Source organism: Arthrobacter sp. P1_H7, assembly GCF_056405215.1.
This window is the reverse complement of the sequence record NZ_JBFUCO010000002.1, coordinates 15,597-32,042: the sequence shown is the minus strand read 5'-3', so window position 1 is coordinate 32,042 and position 16,446 is coordinate 15,597. Positions and strand designations below refer to the sequence as shown.

Here is a 16,446-nt window from a genome sequence, read left to right as displayed (position 1 = left end):
TGCGTCAGACTATTGCCCATTTCACTACTTGCACCGGCTCGGAAATACCTGTCTTTGGCCCGGCAGTACCTGACTTTCTGAACGTGTACTCGCTTTTGCGGCTCCGGCTACTTGGTTTGGCCGGAAATGCCCCTACGCGCCCACCACTCGATGCGCTATCACTTCGGGCCGTCTCCTGGCTGTTCTGAGCCCTGATAGCCACCTCAAGTGATAGCGCATCGGGTAAATCAGGCGGGCGGGCAGATCAGGCGGGGGTGTGGGCCGCGGCGAGGGAGGCGAGCGTCGAGACCAGGAGCCGGCGTTCCACCACCTTGATGCGTTCGTGCAGGGATTCCTCGCTCTCGCCGTCCCCAACCGCCACGGCTTCCTGCGCGATGATCGGCCCGGTGTCCACCCCGGCGTCGGCCCAGTGCACCGTGCAGCCGGTGACCTTCACGCCGTAGGCCAGCGCGTCCCGGACCCCGTGGGCGCCGGGGAAGGACGGCAGCAGCGCCGGGTGCGTGTTGAGATATCTGCCGCCGAACGCGTCGATGAAGTCGGCGCTGACAATCCGCATGAAGCCCGAAGACACCACCACATCCGGGGCGAATCCGGCGACGGCCTCGGTCAGGGCCGCGTTCCAGGCCGCCCGGTCCGGGTAGGCCTTGAAGTCGACCACAAACGTGGGAATCCCGGCGGCGGCGGAGCGTTCCACCCCCAACGTCCCCGGCCGGTCGGCGCCGACGGCGGCGATCTCGACGTCGAGCCCGCCGGATTTCACGGCATCGATTACTGCCTGGAGGTTGGAGCCGGTGCCGGAAACGAGGACAACTATGCGCATGGTCCTAGCTTATGGGGCCGCTCGCGTAGGCTGGAAAACATGAATCCCCCCACGGAATCCGGCAGCGGCCAGCCGGACCGGCCACCGGCCGGCCAGGCGGCACAAGATTCCGCACGCCTGACGCACACCCTGTTCCGGCTGTTCGTCGTCGCGGTCCTGGGCTCGTTCTTCGTCTTCCAGCTCGACGTGGGCTACGTGTGGCTGACGGCGCTGCTCACAGTGGCGGGGATTGTGCTGGGCATCGTGGTGCTGGTCCGGGCGGTGAAATACAAGGAATCGCGGCTGGTCCTGTTCGGCGCGATATCCGGGCTGGTGGTCACCGCGGTGATGCTCCTGGTGGTCCTGGCCTCGACGCTGTTCTTCAACCAGATCCGCGATTACCAGCAGTGCGTCCGCTACGCCTTGACGCAGCAGGCAACCTCGGAATGCAGGACGCAGCTGGAGAAATCCCTGCCCACGCAACTGCCCACGCAGCTGCGCTGACAGCTGCACCCACGCCGCCGTGCTAGCGGTTGTTGACCGTCTCCAGGTCTGCTTCGCGCAGCTTCTGCTGGCGTTCCAGCCAGGGTCCGGCCGCGTATCCGATCACGACGCCGATCCCCACCTCCGCGGCCACGAACAGTGCCGTGCGCAGCGGATCGGGCCCGATCTCCGTCAGCCGCCCGATGCCGGCCGAACCGCGGGCAAGCCATGCGAGCCCCGCCGCGAGCAGCCCGGCGACGGAGCCGATCACCGCGCCCAGCACCAGGGTGGAGGCGGCGGCCGTAAACCAGCGGGCCCGGACTTTGATGGACAGCCATTCGTCAAAGTGGTTTTCGCCTTCGCGCAGGAACCACCAGCCGGCCAGCGCCCCGGCCAGCGCCGGCACCACCAGGGCCACGAAGCCGAAGTCGAGGGAACCGGACGGCAGCGCGGCGAACACCGGAATGGACGGCAGCGGCCCGACGGCGGTCCCCAGCGGTCCGGCCAGCGACCCGACGCCGAGGGCGAACCCCGCGCCGGAGATCCAGGCCAGGGCAAAGACGACGAGGTTGGGCAGGAAGCCGAGCTGCACAATGGTGAGGACACCGCCGCCCATGGCACCGGCGTCGAGCCCTTCATAAACGGCGACCACAAGGTTCCAGTGGATAAAGAGGTCGATGGCCAGCAGCGCGGCGGACATCGCCAGGCTCGCCATCAGCGCCACCGATCCTGCCTTGATGGCCGAGCCCAGGTAGGACCCGGCCCAGCGCGAGTGCTGGCTGGTGCGGGACAGCCAGGCCACCGCGTCGACGCCGATCAGCCGGCTCCACGACCCGGCCTCGCGGCGCGCGCCGACCACCATGCCGAGCCCGAACGGGATGAGGGGAATGAACGCGGCGGCCCAGAGGCTGATCCCGACGTCGGCCGTGCGGCAGACGAAGCCCGTGGCGATCCCGAATCCCGCGTACGCCAGCCAGGAGCCAAGCAGCGTCTGCCAGAGCTGGTCCGTATACGAGGCGCGGGCCAGGCGCCGTCCGGCGCGCCAGGCGAGCAGGAACGGGATGAGGGCCAGCCCCAGCGGGATGAGCGAGAGCGTCCCGGATTCCGGCTGCGCGGCGGACCCGGCACCGGCTGTGTCCAGCAGCAGGGGTACGCCGTGGATCAGCAGCCAGGCCTGGCCGGCCAGGCGCGCCAGGACGTCGAATCCGCCGTGCTGGAATCCGGCCGTAGCCCAGACGATGACGATCGGGGCCACCACCACGAGGGCGGAAATGACGGCGGCCTGGGCGGATTCGAGGGCACCCTGCAGCCACAGGGGCATGGGAAGGCCACGTTGTCCGGTCTGATCAGCGCGCAGTTTCATCGAGATCCATGGTGCCACGGGCCCGGCATCCGGCCGGTTTCCGACAGGCACATTGGCCGGATCCGCCGTATTTGCCGTCGGGGCCGCCCGGAGCTTTTTGCACACCCCGGTCGTAAAATTGTAAATGTCCGCAATCAGTGGTTGGAGGCAGATAATGACTACCGCATCTCCTCATGCGCATGGCGTTCATTTTGGTCGGACAGATGTACAGAACGTTGGCATGGGTGTAGGTATCGTCCTGATCGTCGTGGGCATCCTGGGGTTCATCCCCGGCATCACTACGAATTACAGCGAACTGAGGTTCTTTGGGCCCGATTCCAAGGCCCTGTTCCTAGGCCTGTTCCAGGTGTCGATGTTGCTGAACATCGTTCAGCTCGCGATCGGCGCCACCGGCCTGACCATGTCCCGGACTGCCCTGGGCGCCCGGAATTTCCTCATGGGCTCCGGTCTGCTGTACGTCGTCCTTAGCATTTACGGTTTCATCGTCGGCGTGGATTCGGCGGCCAACTTCCTGTCGCTGAACACCATGGACACTTGGGCCTTCATGGTAATGGGCGTAGTAATGGCCGGCGCAGGCTGGCTGATGACAAGGCACCTGGAAGAAGACGTAAAGACCCGGTCATCAACCCCCGGGACATAGGGAGCCGCGAATGAGTAACGTTTCATAGTATTCAGAAAATTCGTACTACCTGCTGGTGCAGTGGTTTAGCGGAAACGCGGCGGCTGCACCAGCTTTCTGCGTGCCGCTTCGGAGCGCCCGACGGCGGGACGTCCCGGCAGGCCGGAAGGCCGGGACTTTGTGAGTCCCGGCCTTCCGTGATGCCCTGCCGCTGCCGTTGCCGCTGGTGATTGCGGCGGCTCGTCAGCTTGCGTGTTCCTGAACCCGGGGCGGGAGGGTGTCCCACTCCGTTTCGGTGGCACGCATCCAGGGAAAGGGCAGCAGTTCCTTGATCCGAACCTTGCCCACCTCGCCCCCGGCATCGACCAGTACAGAGGTCTCGGTTCCGTAAGAACGCAGCAGCTCCCGGCAGAGGCCACACGGGTTCGTGACTTGGGGCTGTCCCTGCCCGTCCATGCTGACGGCTACCACGGAGTGGATTGCTGGCTCCTGTGCCATGCGGGCATTGGCGAGGGCGCTGGATTCGGCGCACACATTGATGCGCTTGGCGCCAATGTGCAGTCCGAGATAGATGGCCCCCGACTCGCCGCGCATGGCGGCCGCCACCCGGTGGTTCTCGCTGTGGTGGGCGGTCAGCAACAGCCCGCGCGCTGCCTCGTAAAGCTCCACGTCGGAGACGTCGAGATCAAAGGAGATTACGTTTGCCGGCAAACCGCTTCCGTTCGGGCGACTCGCGTCCATGAGGGTTCCCACTTTCCGTTCCTACTTACCGCTGTTCGTACGTGCCTGTGTTCGTACCCGGCTGTGTTCGTGGCCGGCTGTGTGTTCTACCGGCCGATGAAGATGCCGTTTTTCTTCCGGGCAAGCAGGTAGAAGACGATGCTGAGCGCCGACAGGACGGCCACGTAGACGGGGAAGATCCAGGACGCGTTCATGGACTGGAGCCAGACCAGGAGGTAGGAGGCCGTGCCACCGAAGAGGGCGACGCCCAGGCCGTAGCCGAGCGCGGTGCCGGCACCGCGGCAGCCCTTCGGCATCAGGGAGCTGGTGACCACGTTGTACAGGGTCATGTTCAGGACCAGCACCACCGAGCCGCCGAGGAGGACGGCCGCGAAGCCGGCGATGCCGGGCTTGACGTACATCAGCATCAGGAAGACGGACGGAATGGCCAGCGCACGGGTGATCAGGAACCACTTGGACATCGACTTGCCGTCAGCGACCTTGCTGATGATGAGGCTACCGACAACCAGCACGACGCCAAGGATGGTGGTGAGCGCGAAGACGGCGGTTGCGTCCTCCTTGAAGCCGGTGCGGGCGGCCGTCGGGAGGCCGGTGTTCCAGGCGTAGTTGTAGGCCTGCGCCGCGCCGACGACGAAAGTGATGGCCAGGACGCTGAGCCAGTGCTTGCGCACTCCACCCCAGACGGTCTTGGCGGAGTTGTTCGCCAGTTCTTCCGGCTTCATGGTTTCAGGGAGCGTCCGGCGAAGGTAGACAACGACGAAGCCGAAGGCCGCGCCGACGATGAACGGCACACGCCATCCCCAGTCGGCCATGACGGCTCCGCCGAGCATCAGGGACGACAGGTAGCTGACCAGCGAGGCGAGCAGGATGCCGGCGTTGACGTAGAAGGAGATGATGCCGGCGACGAAGCCCTCGCGTCCCTCGGGGACGAGTTCGACGGCGTGGGCGGTGGACAGCGGAGCTTCAACACCGGTGGAGATGCCCTGAACGATGCGGCAGACCAGCAGGATGACACCGGCCGCGGGGCCAATCTGGTCATAGGTCGGGGACACGGCAATGATCAGGGTGGTAATCGCCATCATCATGATGGACCAGAGCATTACCCGCCGTCGTCCGATCCTGTCGGCGAAGGTGCCGAGCAGGACGCCGCCCAGCGGACGGAACGCGAAGCCGACGGCAAAGACTGCCAGCGCGCTCAGCGTTGCGGCGACGGGGTCCTGCGACGGGAAGAACTTGGGTCCGATGAAGGCCGACAGCAGGCCAAAGACCATCCAGTCGTACCATTCCAGGGTGTTTCCGAGTCCAAGGCCGAGCAGTCCCCGGCGGACTTCCGGAGATAGCCGGGACTTGCGGCCGGTCTCCAGGTCAGTCTTGACGACAGTGTCAGTCATGATTCCTTTTTCCTTCCCCCGCACTTTCGGGGTGCGTGAGGGTACGGACTGCCGGCGGCACCCCCATAGGGGTCGCCGGCAATCGAAACTATCGTTTGGCTTGGTCCGCGGGGCGGGACCGGCTCACCACATGGGAGGCGAGTTAGCCCAGATAGCTACGCATGCCTCTTCGTAGCGCTTGAATGCAAACGGGCCATCCAGCTCGGCAACAAGGAACTGGTCCCTGGTGACCGGCCAACATCGTGTTCTGCGGATGGCTTGGCAGATGTCACGGCAGCTTTGCTTAAGGAAAAGAACGTGTTCGCGGGTCGGATGCGCCTTCCGCCAGAAGGCCGTGCGCCCTAACCTGTTCAAAGCGTTCTTCCCAAAGTGTTGCGGCTCACACAACTATATTGAAGATCTTCACAGAGTCAATGGTTCTCGGAGAAGTCCCGCCCGCCCAAGGCAGGCCGCGTCCGGACTGGATGACAAAGCCGCACGTCAGGCGCAAATTCAGGCCGGAAGCGCAAAAATATTTACCAAAACCTTGATTCGCTAAAAGTTTTCACTATAGTTATGTGTGTTAGCTCACCAAGAGAGAGTCGGAGCATGGCCAACGAAATCGTCACGGGACATTCCCCCGCCGGCACGAGCGTCCTTCTTGCCACCGTAGGCAACAAGGTCCGCAACATGCGCAAGGACAAAGGAATGACCCTTGCGAAGCTCTCGGAAGTCACTGGCCTCAGCCCGGCGATCGTCAGCCAGATCGAACGCGGCCTGGCCAATCCGTCTTTCACCACATTGGCGCAGCTGGCACACGGCCTGGACATTCCGGTGGGGAAGTTCTTCCTCGGACAGGAGGAAACCAGGTCCCCCGTGGTCCGCAAGGCCGAGCGGCGAAACCTCAAGGGCGTGACCAAGAAGTCTGTGGGTGAGGCGGTCTATGAACTGCTCACCCCGGACCTCAACGGTGCGCTGGAGGCCCAATGGATCGTGAGTCCGCCAGGCCACGACACCAGCGCCACTCCTTTCCGCCACAGCGGCGAGGAATTCGGCATCGTCATCTCCGGCCGGAAGGACGTCTTCCTGGACGGCGAGAAGTACACCCTGGAGGAAGGCGATTCGATCACCTTCTCCTCGGATACGCCCCACTGGTACAAGAACAGCTACGAAGAGGTCTGCGTAGCGATCTGGGTTAACGCACCTCACGCGTGGTGATCCGCCGGCCCTAGCCGCCGTCGCCTTTCTCCGGTCCGGACGCCTCTTCTATACCGCGGTGTCCGCCGGAACCCCTCCAACAGTCCGCAGCACGGCCCGCAACGGGCCGCGATGCGTCATACCCTCTGCCGGGTGGAATTCGCGGTCAGCGTCGCCGCGAGGTCTTCCTGAGCACCGTCTTCTACGTCACCGGCCGCCCTTCCAACGGCACCGCTCCAACGGCACGCCTCTAACGGCGCTTCGGCCGAAACAGTAAGGATCCCCATGAACCCGTCCACAGCCATGTCGTCGCTGGAACTCAGCACCACCACGGCGGACCTCATCGCCCCCGTCATCTCCCGCTCCGACGTCCTGGTGGTCGGCGGCGGGCCCGCAGGTGTCGCCGCCGCCGTCACGGCCGCCCGCTCCGGCGCCTCCGTCACGCTGCTGGAACGCTACTCCTCGCTCGGCGGCCTCGCCTCCGGCGGAATGGTTCTGGTCCTGGATGACATGATCAACGGCCAGGAAATCACCGTCACCGGCATCGTCTCCGAGTACGTCGAGCGCCTGCAGAAGTTGGGCCTGGCCATCGTGCCGCCGGCCGACGACCGCAAGACCTCCGAGGAACTCTGGAACAAGTGGGGCCGCTACGGCACCTTCGACTTCCACTCCCACACCACGCCGAAGCCGGTCTGCTACGCCGCGGCGTTCGACCCCGACGGCTGGAAGCGCGTCTCCAACGACCTCGTCCGCGAAGCCGGCGTCAACCTCCGCCTGCACTCCTGGTTCTCCCGCCCCATCGTGGACAACGGCGTCATGAAGGGCGTCATCTGCGAGACCAAGTCCGGCCCGCAGGCGTTCATGGCGGACATCGTCATCGACACCACCGGCGACATCGACGTCGCCTCCCGGGCCGGCGCCAGCTACGTCAAGGACAGCTACCTCACCACCCTCGTCTTCCGCCTCGGCAACGTTGACACCAACGCCGCCGAAGCGTTCGAACAGGCCAACCCGAAGGAAGCCCGCGCCATCAACCGCAAGATCAAGCGCCTCCTCGGCGGCGCCTGGGAACTGTGGTGGCTCAAGACCCCCATCGACGGCGTCGTCTGGTGCAACGCCCCGCACATGACCGGCTTCGACGGCGTCGACCCGGCGGACATGACCGCCGCCGAGTTCGCTGCCCGGGACCGGATCTCCGAGGCCGTGGACTACGTCCGCGCCAACCTGCCCGGCTTCGAGAACTGCTACATGCTCGACGTCGCGTCCCAGATGGGCGTCCGGCAGACCCGCCTGCTCGAGGGCGAGTACGTCATGACCAAGGACGACGTCACCTCCCGCCGGCACTTCGCGGACACCGTGGCCCGCGGCCGCGACTACTACTACCCGTACCGCTCCTTGCTGCCCAAGGAAGTGGACCAGCTCCTCGTCGCCGGCCGGCACTACTCGGCCACCCCGGAAGCGCAGAAAATGTCCCGCGAGATCCCGCCCTGCATGGCCATGGGCCAGGCCGTCGGCGTCGCCGCCGCGCTGGCGATCGAAAACGGCACGCTGGTCCGCGACGTCTCCGCGCTGGACATCCAGCAAGGCATGCGCCGCCACGGCGCGGACCCGGGCGACGTCCCGTCGTCGAACGCCACCCTGGACCTGGACGCGGTGGTGGGGGCATGAGCACCGTGATTGAGGACCTGCTGGCGTCAACTGACGGCACGACGGCGGCCCCCGCCGCCGGGACGGAAGCTGCGCCAGCCGGCACCCCGCTCCCCCTGGACGGGATCAAGATCGTGGACTTCACCCAGGTGTTCATGGGCCCGTCCTGCACCCAGCTGCTGGGCGACTACGGCGCGGACATCATCAAGGTGGAACGCCCGGGGGCCGGGGACATCTCCCGGAACTCGTTCCCGGACAAGGACGGCCAGGACAACCCGATCTTCCTGTCCATCAACCGGAACAAGCGCAGCATCTCCGTGGACACGCGCACCGCCGAGGGCAAGGACGTGCTCCGCCGGCTGCTCGCCGACGCCGACGTCGTGGTCAGCAACTTCCGCTCCGGCGTGATGGAACGGATGGGCTTCGGCTACGAGGAGCTCAAGGAGCAGAACCCGGGCATCATCTGGGCCTCCGGCACCGGCTTCGGCCCTGTGGGCCCGTACTCGCACAAGGGCGGCCAGGACGCGATCGCCCAGGCCTACTCCGGCGTCATGTGGCGGCGCGAGTCGGACGAGATGAAGCCGTCGATCTACCCCACCACGCTGTGCGACTACATCACAGGCATGCACCTCATGCAGGGCATCCTGCTGGCCCTGCGCACCCGCGAGTCCGCCGGCGTCGGGCAAAAGGTGGAGGTGACGATGTACGACTCCATGCTGCACCTGCAGATGCAGGAGGCGTGCATGCAGCTCAACCGCGGCTACGAGGTCAACTGGGGCGCCATGCCGCTCAGCGGTGTCTTCGAAACCACCGACGGCGCCGTGTGCATGGTGGGCGGCTTCACCCCAGACCCGCTGATGCGCATTTCGGAGGCGCTGGGCCTGGACGAGGACCTCACGCTGCGGCCGGAGTTCGCCAACCTGGAGCAGCAGTTCCAGCACAAGCCGGCCCTGCAGGCGATCTTCCGCGAGCGCATCGCCACCAACACCACCGAGTACTGGACCACCAGGCTGGAAGACCAGGGCCTGCTCAACGCCCCGGTGCACACCCTGGAGCAGACCCTCGCCGACGCGCAGACCCACGCCAACGGCATGATCGTGGAGGCCGAGCACCCGGGAGTGGGAACGGTGCGCATGCTCAACGCCCCGATCCGGCTCTCGGCCACCCCGCCCACCGTCCGGCGCGTCGCGCCCCGGCTCGGCGAACACAATGTGGAGGTGCTGCTGGAGAACGGCTTCGACGCCGAGACCATCGAACGCCTGCAGCAACTGGGGGTGCTCCGGTGACGGCCGTTTCCGAGACACTCGTGGACGAGGTCACCCTGACCATCGAGAACCACGTCGCGACGGTGGTCATCGACCGCCAACACGTGCTCAACGCCGTCGACGGCACAGCCCAGGCCCGGCTCAACGAGATCTGGACCCAGCTCGAAGCCGACCCGACCGTCCGCGCGATCGTCATCACCGGGGCCGGCACCCGGGCATTCTGCGTCGGGGCGGACATGTCCTCCTCAGCCGTGGACAAGACCGGCCTCGAATACTGGGCAGGCCTGGACCCGAACGGCTTCGGCGGGCTCAGCCTGCGCACCACGCTGGACATCCCGGTCATCGCCCGGGTCAACGGCTACGCCCTGGGCGGCGGCATGGAGATCGTGCTCGGCGCGGACATCGTGATCGCCGCGGACACCGCCCGCTTCGGGCTCACGGAACCGCGCGTCGGCCGGTTGGCGCTCGACGGCGGCATCCACCAGCTGGTGCGCCGCATCCCGTACACCCAGGCGATGGGCATGCTCCTCACCGGGCGGAAGGCCGAGGCCGCCGAAATGCAGTCCATGGGCCTGGTCAACGAGGTGGTCCCCGCGGAGGAGCTCGACGCCGCGGTGCAGCGCTGGGTGGACCAGATCCTCGCCTGCGCCCCCACGTCCGTCCGGGCCGTCAAGCAGATGGTCACGCAGACCGCGCACCTGACCGCCACCGAGGCGCGCGGCCTCCGGCTGCCGGCCCTCATGGCGGCGCTGGACAGTGAGGACTCGGCCGAAGGCGTCCGCGCCTTCCAGGAAAAGCGCCCGCCCGTATGGCCGGGACGCTGACCATGCAGGAACAACCAGTTAAGGAGAAACAGATGCGGGAGTCACTGGCACCCGGAGTGTGGGGCGTCGTCGCCACGCCGTTCCAGGGCAGCACCCTGGACGTGGACACCGACAGCCTGGCCGGACTCGTGGAGTACTACGAATCCATCGGCGCCACCGGCCTCACGGTCCTGGGTGTGTTCGGCGAGGCCGCCGCGCTGACGGCGGCCGAACGCAGCCTGGTCCTGGAGGTCGCCGTCGAGGAAACCGGCCTGCCCCTCGTGGTGGGCGTGACCTCGCTGTACACCGGCACTGCCGTCGAGGAGATCCGGGCCGCGCAGGCCACGGCCGGCGAGCGCCTGGCCGCCGTCATGGTACAGGCCAACTCCGCGAACCCCGCCGTGGTCATCGCCCACCTGAACGCCATCCACCAGGCCACCGGCGCCAAGGTGGTGCTGCAGGACTATCCCCTGGCCAGCGGCGTCAGCATCAGCACCGACTCGCTCATCAACGTGGTGCAGGCCTGCCGCTTCGTCATCGCGGTCAAGGCGGAGGCCCCGCCCACGTCGGTGGCCATCGAGCAGCTCACCGCAGCGCTTGACGTGTCCGTATTCGGCGGTCTCGGCGGACAGGGGCTGCTGGACGAACTCCTGTCCGGGGCAGCCGGAGCCATGACCGGGTTCTCCTACCCGGAAGCCCTCATCGCCTGCGTCCGCGCCTGGCAGACCGACGGGTACGAGGCCGCCCGGGACGCGCTGCTGCCCTACCTGCCCCTGATCAACTTCGAGCAACAGGCCCGGATCGCGCTGCCGGTCCGCAAGGAATGCCTGCGCCGGCGCGGACTCATCGCCGACGCCGGGGTCCGTGCACCGGGGGCACCGTTTCCGGAGGTCCTTCGGCCGGGCATGCTCAATCATCTGGCGGAGGCGGCCGCGGCTCTGGAAGCGCGCTCGTCCGCAACCACGCTGACGCCGGCGGCGGCCCTCACCACGGTGGGGAGCTTCTGATGGATCTCGGAATCAGCGGCAAGACCGCCCTCGTGGCCGCCTCGACCGGCGGCCTGGGGCTCGCCATCGCCCGTGCCCTCGCCGCGGAAGGCGTGCGCGTCGCCATCACCGGACGGCGCCAGGTCCGCGCCAAGGAGATCGTTGCCGAACTGACAGAGGCCTACGGGCCGGGCGCAGTCGCCATCGAGGCGGACCTCAGCACCCCGGAAGGTGTGGCAGCCGCCGTCGAACAAACAGTGGCGGAACTCGGACCCATCGACATCCTGGTGCTCAACGGCCCGGGGCCCAAGCCCGGAGCTGCAGCCACCCTTAGCGCTGACGACGTCGCCGCGGCGTTCGAGCTGCTGGTCAAACCGCACCACGCGCTCGTTTCGCACGTTCTGCCCGGCATGCGCGCACGACGCTGGGGCCGGATCCTCGCCGTCGGCTCCAGCGGCGTGGTGGCTCCCCTGCCCAACCTCGCCGTGTCCAACACCGGGCGCGCAGCCCTGGCCGGCTACCTCAAGACCCTCGCCGCCGAGGTGGCGCTCGACGCCGTCACGGTGAACATGCTCCTCCCCGGCCGGATCGCCACCGACCGCGTGGCCGAACTGGACCACGCCGCCGCCAAACGCCGCGGCACCACGATCGAGGAAATCCAGCTCGAGTCCCGCAAGACCATCCCCGCCCGCCGCTACGGCGAACCCGAGGAATTCGGCGCCGCCGCCGCGTTCCTCTGCAGCGCCCCGGCGTCGTACATCACCGGCGTCGCGCTCAGGTGCGACGGCGGCCTGATCCGCAGCCTCTAGACGTCCCGCCCTCCCCCGACCATCCGAAGGAACCCCATGACTTCCACGGCAACAGACCACACCACCGCCACTTCCACCGACCGCGCGCTCATCACCGCACGGCACCTCATCAACGGCGAATGGCTCGGCGATGCGGACACCGAACGGACGAACCCGGCCCGCCCCGGCGAGCTCGCCGCGCTCTCCCCCAGCGGCACCGCCGCCGACGTCGACGCCGCCATCACCGCGGCCGCCGCCGCGCAGCCGGGCTGGGCCGCGCTGCCCGCCCCCTCCCGCGGCGCCATCCTGATGGCCGCCGGCAACCTGCTCCTGGACCGCCAGACCGCCATCGCCGAGGACCTGGTCCGCGAGGAAGGCAAGACCCTCGCCGAGGCCAAGGGCGAGGTCAAGCGCGCCTCCGACGTGCTGCGCTTCTTCGGTTCCCTCGGCTGGGCCGCCACCGGCGAAGTCCTGCCCAGCGGCCTGCCGGACACCACCATCACCACCCGGCGCGAGGCGCTCGGCGTCGTCGGGCTCATCACCCCGTGGAACTTCCCCATCGCCATCCCGGCGTGGAAGTCCGCCCCCGCGCTGATCAGCGGCAACGCCGTCGTCATCAAACCGGCCGAACTCACCCCGCTCTCCGCCACGCACCTCGCCCGCGCCCTGCAGGACGCCGGGCTGCCGGCCGGCGTGTTCAACGTGGTGCACGGCAAGGGCCGCGTGGTGGGCGACGCCCTGGCCCGCGACCCGCGTGTCGCCGGGCTGTCGTTCACCGGCTCGACGGCGGTGGGCCTGGGCCTGCAGGAGATCCTGAACGCCCGCCGCGCCCGCGTGCAGCTCGAAATGGGCGGCAAGAACGGCGTGCTGGTCCTGGACGACGCCGACCCCCGCAAGGCTGCCAAGGTGGTCGCCGCCGGCGCGTTCGGGCTCACCGGCCAGGCATGCACCGCGACGTCCCGCGTCTATGTCACGCCCGGCATCCGGTCCGCGTTCCTCGAGGCCCTCACCGAGGAAGCCGCCGCCTACACCCCCGGCGACGGCATGGAATCCGCCATGGGGGCCGTGGTGAGCCCGCAGCAGTTCGAGCAGAACCAGGCAGCCGTGCGCTCCGCCGTCGAACGCGGCGCTGTCCTCCTGGCCGGAGCATACGACGGCGACCCCGCCGGGCCGCTGCTGTTCCCGGCCGCGGTGCTCACCGAACTGCCGTTCGACGACGCCGCCGTGACCGAGGAGATCTTCGGACCGGTAGTGGCCGTGCTGGAGGTCGCCGACTACGAGGCCGGACTGGCCGCGATCAACTATTCCCGCTACGGCCTCACCGCCGGCATCTGCACCGACTCCCTGGCGCTGTCCACGGACTTCGCGGCGCGGGCGCAGGCCGGCGTCATCAAGGTCAACCGTCCGACGGCGGGCCTGGACCTGAACGTGCCGTTCGGCGGCGTCAAGGACTCCTCCACCAACACGTTCCGTGAGCAGGGGAAGTCCGCACTGGACTTCTTCACGTGGGGCAAGACCGTCTACACGGGTGTGTAGCCAGCCATGACGTACGTGATCGCCCAGCCCTGTGTGGATGTCAAGGACAAGGCCTGCATCGACGAATGCCCGGTGGACTGCATCTATGAGGGTGAACGCTCCCTCTACATCCACCCGTCCGAATGTGTGGACTGCGGCGCCTGCGATCCTGTCTGCCCGGTCGAGGCGATCTACTACTCGGACGATGTCCCAGACGAGTGGGCCGACTACGTGCGCGCCAACGTGGAATTCTTCGAGGAACTGGGGTCGCCGCAGGGCGCCTCAGCCCTCGGAAACCTGCACCGCGACCACCCTGTGGTGGCGCGTGCGCCTCTAGGCGCCGGCGCCACGGGCTGACTCTCCCTGTCGCCGGCTTGCCGAAAAACGGCCGCCAAGCACAACTGCTTGGCGGCCGTTTTCGCATGATCACACCCCTTTGGCCCTTGACGGCTGCACCCCGTCTGAGGACCATCACAAGCATTAGGACTGTGCCTGGCTGGGGGCATCTTCCTGCCCTGACTGCACCCCCGACCTGCAAGAAGGACCTCATGCCGATGGTCTGGATCCGCGCATCATTCCGCCGGCTCACGGCCGCAATCCTCGCCGTCGTGCTTACGGCCGCCCTCGGCGGCTGCATCCCCGGGCCGAAACCTCCGGCGCCGGTGTCGCCCGATTCCGGCTACCGGACCGTGCTCGAACAGTTCAGCAGGAGATTGCTCGACGACGGCGCCCCGGCCGTCCTCATCCAGGTCCGTGTGGGCGGGGACGAGTGGTCCGCGGCCTACGGGGTCCGAAACCTGAACAGCCCGTCCCGGGCCGAGATAACGGACCCGGTGCACATCGGCGGCGTCACCAAGTCCATGGTGGCCGTCTGCGTGCTCAAACTGGCCGAGGAGGGCCGGCTGGAGCTGGACGCGCCGGTCAGCACCTACCTGCCGGAGTTCAACAAGGTGATGCACCCGCCGGGGCCGGTCACGGTCCGCCAACTGCTGCAGCACCGCTCCGGCATGCCGTCCGTGGACGGGCCGTTGTTCGATCCGGCCACGGTGCGGAAAGCCCTGACCACCAAGGTGAGCCTGGCGGATCTGCTGGCCATGGCGGGACGGATCTCCTGGCAGGCGAAGCTGGCCCAGGGATTTGAGTACTCCAACTCGAATTACATTGCCCTGGCGCTGATCGTCGAGCGCCTCACCGGCCGGAGGATCGGCGAGGTGATCAGCACCGACATCATCGAGCCGCTGGGCTTAAGCGAGACCTTGATGACGGCGGCCGGGCCGGCGCCGCTGTCCATGGTCCACGGCTACATCGCCCTGGACCGCAAACAACTCGACGTCACCTATCCGGCCGCCCAGATCGACAACGCGGCGGGCGGCATGGTGTCCTCCGTGGGGGACGTGAATACGTTCTACCGCGCGCTGCTGCAGAACAAGCTGCTCAAACCGGCCACGATCACGCAAATGGAGAGCCCGCTCTACGCCAGGTACGGACTCGGCGTGGTCCGCTGGAACGATCTGTGCACCAACGATTTCTACTACGGCCATCCCGGCGACGTGCCCGGCTACGGCACCATCACCATGACCAGCGCGGACGGAACCCGGCAGCTCACCATGGCCGTGGCCTACCCGCCGGAACCGCTCCCACGCGGCGACACGCACATTCTGCACCAAATGGAGTCCATCGCGGAGGACACCCTCAACGCCACCTGCAAGACCGGGCCGACCGGGCCGCTGAACAATGCCGCAGGCAGTCCAGGCTAGTGGGGGCCGCCGGTGTGGCAATCGGCCGTAGCAGTGACAATCAGGCGTAGTCCTGACATTCAGGCGTAGTCGTGACAATCAGCCGTTGCTCTGACCATCAGGCAGAGGTGACTGCGACAATGGGCAGATGACAGCAATCATCCTCGTCTGGAACCCCGACGAATGGAACGATTGGACCTACCCGGCCGTGCTGGAAGAGGTTGCCGAAACCGGCCGGCACCTGGCCAGCTGGGACGTCGGGGCTGGTCTCGGCAGCGGACCCGGCAGCGCGGCCGGCGCGGACGCCGCCGGGGCGGCTGCCTCCGGCGCGGACGCGTGGCTGGTGCTCCAGGGCCGCCACGGGTGCGGCCTGATCGGCCATGGCGTTATCGTCTCGGAACGGCCGGCTCCCCGCGCCCAGGCACCGGACTCCGCGAGCGCCGCCCGGGCCGGCGCACAGGACGACGCACAGCCCGGCGCGCAGGCCGCATCCGCGCTCTGCATCCAAGTGGACTTCGACGCCCTCCTGCCCGCCGGCGACCAGATCCCGCCCGCGGTCCTCGCCGAGGCCGTGCCAGGCATCGACTGGGAAGCAGTTCACGGCCCCGCGCTGGCTGTCGACTCCGCCGTCGAGCCCCTGCTCCGCGGACTCTGGGGCGAGTTCGGCCCGGTGCCGGCGGACCCCACCCAGCCCGTGCCCGGCACCGTCCCGGCGGCCGCGGTCACCCGGGTCGAAGTCAACAAGTACGAACTCAGTCCGGACGCCCGGCGGGTCTGCGTCGCCCACCACGGGACCAGCTGTGCCGCATGCGGATTCTCGTTTGAAATCGCCTACGGCGAGATCGGCAAGGACTTCATTCCGGTCCACCACCTGGTCCCGGTGTCACAGCTGGGCAGCAGGTATGAACTGGACCCCGTCACAGACCTCGTCCCGCTCTGCGCCAACTGCCACGCCATGGCGCACCACGGGGTGCGGACCCCGCGAAGCGTCGCGGAGCTGCGCCGGATCATGGCCGCCGCCGGGTTCCTGACCGGACAATCCGTGACCCCGGAGCAGCTCCAGGCCCAGCAGGACGCCCGGCGGATCCTGGAACAGCACTAACAGCACCAACAGACCTAACGGCAGCGACGGCC

Annotated in this window: 16 protein-coding genes; 12 read left to right on the top strand and 4 right to left on the bottom strand. The window is 67.5% G+C overall.

Annotated features, from left to right (window positions below):
- Positions 1-244: 244 nt before the first annotated feature.
- Positions 245-820: a phosphoribosylglycinamide formyltransferase gene (purN, locus tag AC1DXI_RS00935; protein ID WP_476937063.1), complete on the bottom strand. Its 576-nt coding sequence runs from the start codon at positions 818-820 to the stop codon at positions 245-247.
- Between the two features lie 39 nt (positions 821-859).
- On the opposite strand from purN, the gene AC1DXI_RS00930 reads away from it, so the two are divergent.
- Complete coding sequence (locus AC1DXI_RS00930; protein WP_476937062.1) at positions 860-1,303, top strand: hypothetical protein; 444 nt, start codon at positions 860-862, stop codon at positions 1,301-1,303.
- Positions 1,304-1,325: 22 nt separating this feature from the next.
- Here AC1DXI_RS00930 and AC1DXI_RS00925 read toward each other — a convergent pair whose 3' ends face one another.
- Entirely contained in the window at positions 1,326-2,645 is a 1,320-nt protein-coding gene (locus AC1DXI_RS00925; protein ID WP_476937061.1) for a cell division protein PerM, read from the bottom strand.
- Positions 2,646-2,865: 220 nt separating this feature from the next.
- On the opposite strand from AC1DXI_RS00925, the gene AC1DXI_RS00920 reads away from it, so the two are divergent.
- On the top strand, positions 2,866-3,285 hold the full coding sequence (locus tag AC1DXI_RS00920) for a DUF4383 domain-containing protein (RefSeq protein ID WP_476937060.1): 420 nt from the start codon (positions 2,866-2,868) through the stop codon (positions 3,283-3,285).
- Between the two features lie 222 nt (positions 3,286-3,507).
- Here the strand turns inward: AC1DXI_RS00920 and AC1DXI_RS00915 are convergent, their stop codons facing one another.
- Both AC1DXI_RS00915 and AC1DXI_RS00910 read right to left on the bottom strand, forming a co-directional pair.
- Complete coding sequence (locus AC1DXI_RS00915) at positions 3,508-3,975, bottom strand: cytidine/deoxycytidylate deaminase family protein (RefSeq protein ID WP_476937059.1); 468 nt, start codon at positions 3,973-3,975, stop codon at positions 3,508-3,510.
- A 116-nt stretch (positions 3,976-4,091) separates the two neighbouring features.
- Positions 4,092-5,396, bottom strand: a complete 1,305-nt coding sequence (locus AC1DXI_RS00910) for an MFS transporter (RefSeq protein WP_476937058.1) — start codon at positions 5,394-5,396, stop codon at positions 4,092-4,094.
- A 588-nt stretch (positions 5,397-5,984) separates the two neighbouring features.
- On the opposite strand from AC1DXI_RS00910, the gene AC1DXI_RS00905 reads away from it, so the two are divergent.
- The 10 genes from AC1DXI_RS00905 (at position 5,985) to AC1DXI_RS00860 (ending at position 16,414) form a co-directional block, all read left to right on the top strand.
- Positions 5,985-6,593: a helix-turn-helix domain-containing protein gene (locus AC1DXI_RS00905; protein WP_018774791.1), complete on the top strand. Its 609-nt coding sequence runs from the start codon at positions 5,985-5,987 to the stop codon at positions 6,591-6,593.
- A 264-nt stretch (positions 6,594-6,857) separates the two neighbouring features.
- Positions 6,858-8,240, top strand: a complete 1,383-nt coding sequence (locus tag AC1DXI_RS00900; RefSeq protein WP_476937057.1) for an FAD-dependent oxidoreductase — start codon at positions 6,858-6,860, stop codon at positions 8,238-8,240.
- A complete protein-coding gene (locus tag AC1DXI_RS00895; RefSeq protein WP_476937056.1) occupies positions 8,237-9,505 on the top strand; it encodes a CaiB/BaiF CoA transferase family protein in 1,269 nt (422 codons plus the stop codon). The genes AC1DXI_RS00900 and AC1DXI_RS00895 overlap by 4 nt, the downstream gene beginning before the upstream one ends.
- On the top strand, positions 9,502-10,308 hold the full coding sequence (locus AC1DXI_RS00890) for an enoyl-CoA hydratase-related protein (RefSeq protein WP_476937055.1): 807 nt from the start codon (positions 9,502-9,504) through the stop codon (positions 10,306-10,308). The genes AC1DXI_RS00895 and AC1DXI_RS00890 overlap by 4 nt, the downstream gene beginning before the upstream one ends.
- A 32-nt stretch (positions 10,309-10,340) precedes the next feature.
- Positions 10,341-11,294 carry a dihydrodipicolinate synthase family protein gene (locus tag AC1DXI_RS00885; protein ID WP_476937054.1) on the top strand — a complete coding sequence of 318 codons (954 nt, stop codon included), beginning with the start codon at positions 10,341-10,343 and terminating at the stop codon, positions 11,292-11,294.
- A complete protein-coding gene (locus tag AC1DXI_RS00880) occupies positions 11,294-12,082 on the top strand; it encodes an SDR family oxidoreductase (protein WP_476937053.1) in 789 nt (262 codons plus the stop codon). Before AC1DXI_RS00885 ends, AC1DXI_RS00880 begins: the two co-directional genes overlap by 1 nt.
- Positions 12,083-12,118: 36 nt before the next feature.
- Entirely contained in the window at positions 12,119-13,597 is a 1,479-nt protein-coding gene (locus AC1DXI_RS00875) for an aldehyde dehydrogenase family protein (protein ID WP_476937052.1), read from the top strand.
- A 6-nt stretch (positions 13,598-13,603) separates the two neighbouring features.
- A complete protein-coding gene (gene fdxA, locus AC1DXI_RS00870; RefSeq protein ID WP_026537861.1) occupies positions 13,604-13,933 on the top strand; it encodes a ferredoxin in 330 nt (109 codons plus the stop codon).
- A 191-nt stretch (positions 13,934-14,124) separates the two neighbouring features.
- Entirely contained in the window at positions 14,125-15,333 is a 1,209-nt protein-coding gene (locus tag AC1DXI_RS00865; protein WP_476937051.1) for a serine hydrolase domain-containing protein, read from the top strand.
- A 127-nt stretch (positions 15,334-15,460) separates the two neighbouring features.
- Complete coding sequence (locus tag AC1DXI_RS00860) at positions 15,461-16,414, top strand: HNH endonuclease (RefSeq protein ID WP_476937050.1); 954 nt, start codon at positions 15,461-15,463, stop codon at positions 16,412-16,414.
- Positions 16,415-16,446 lie beyond the last annotated feature (32 nt).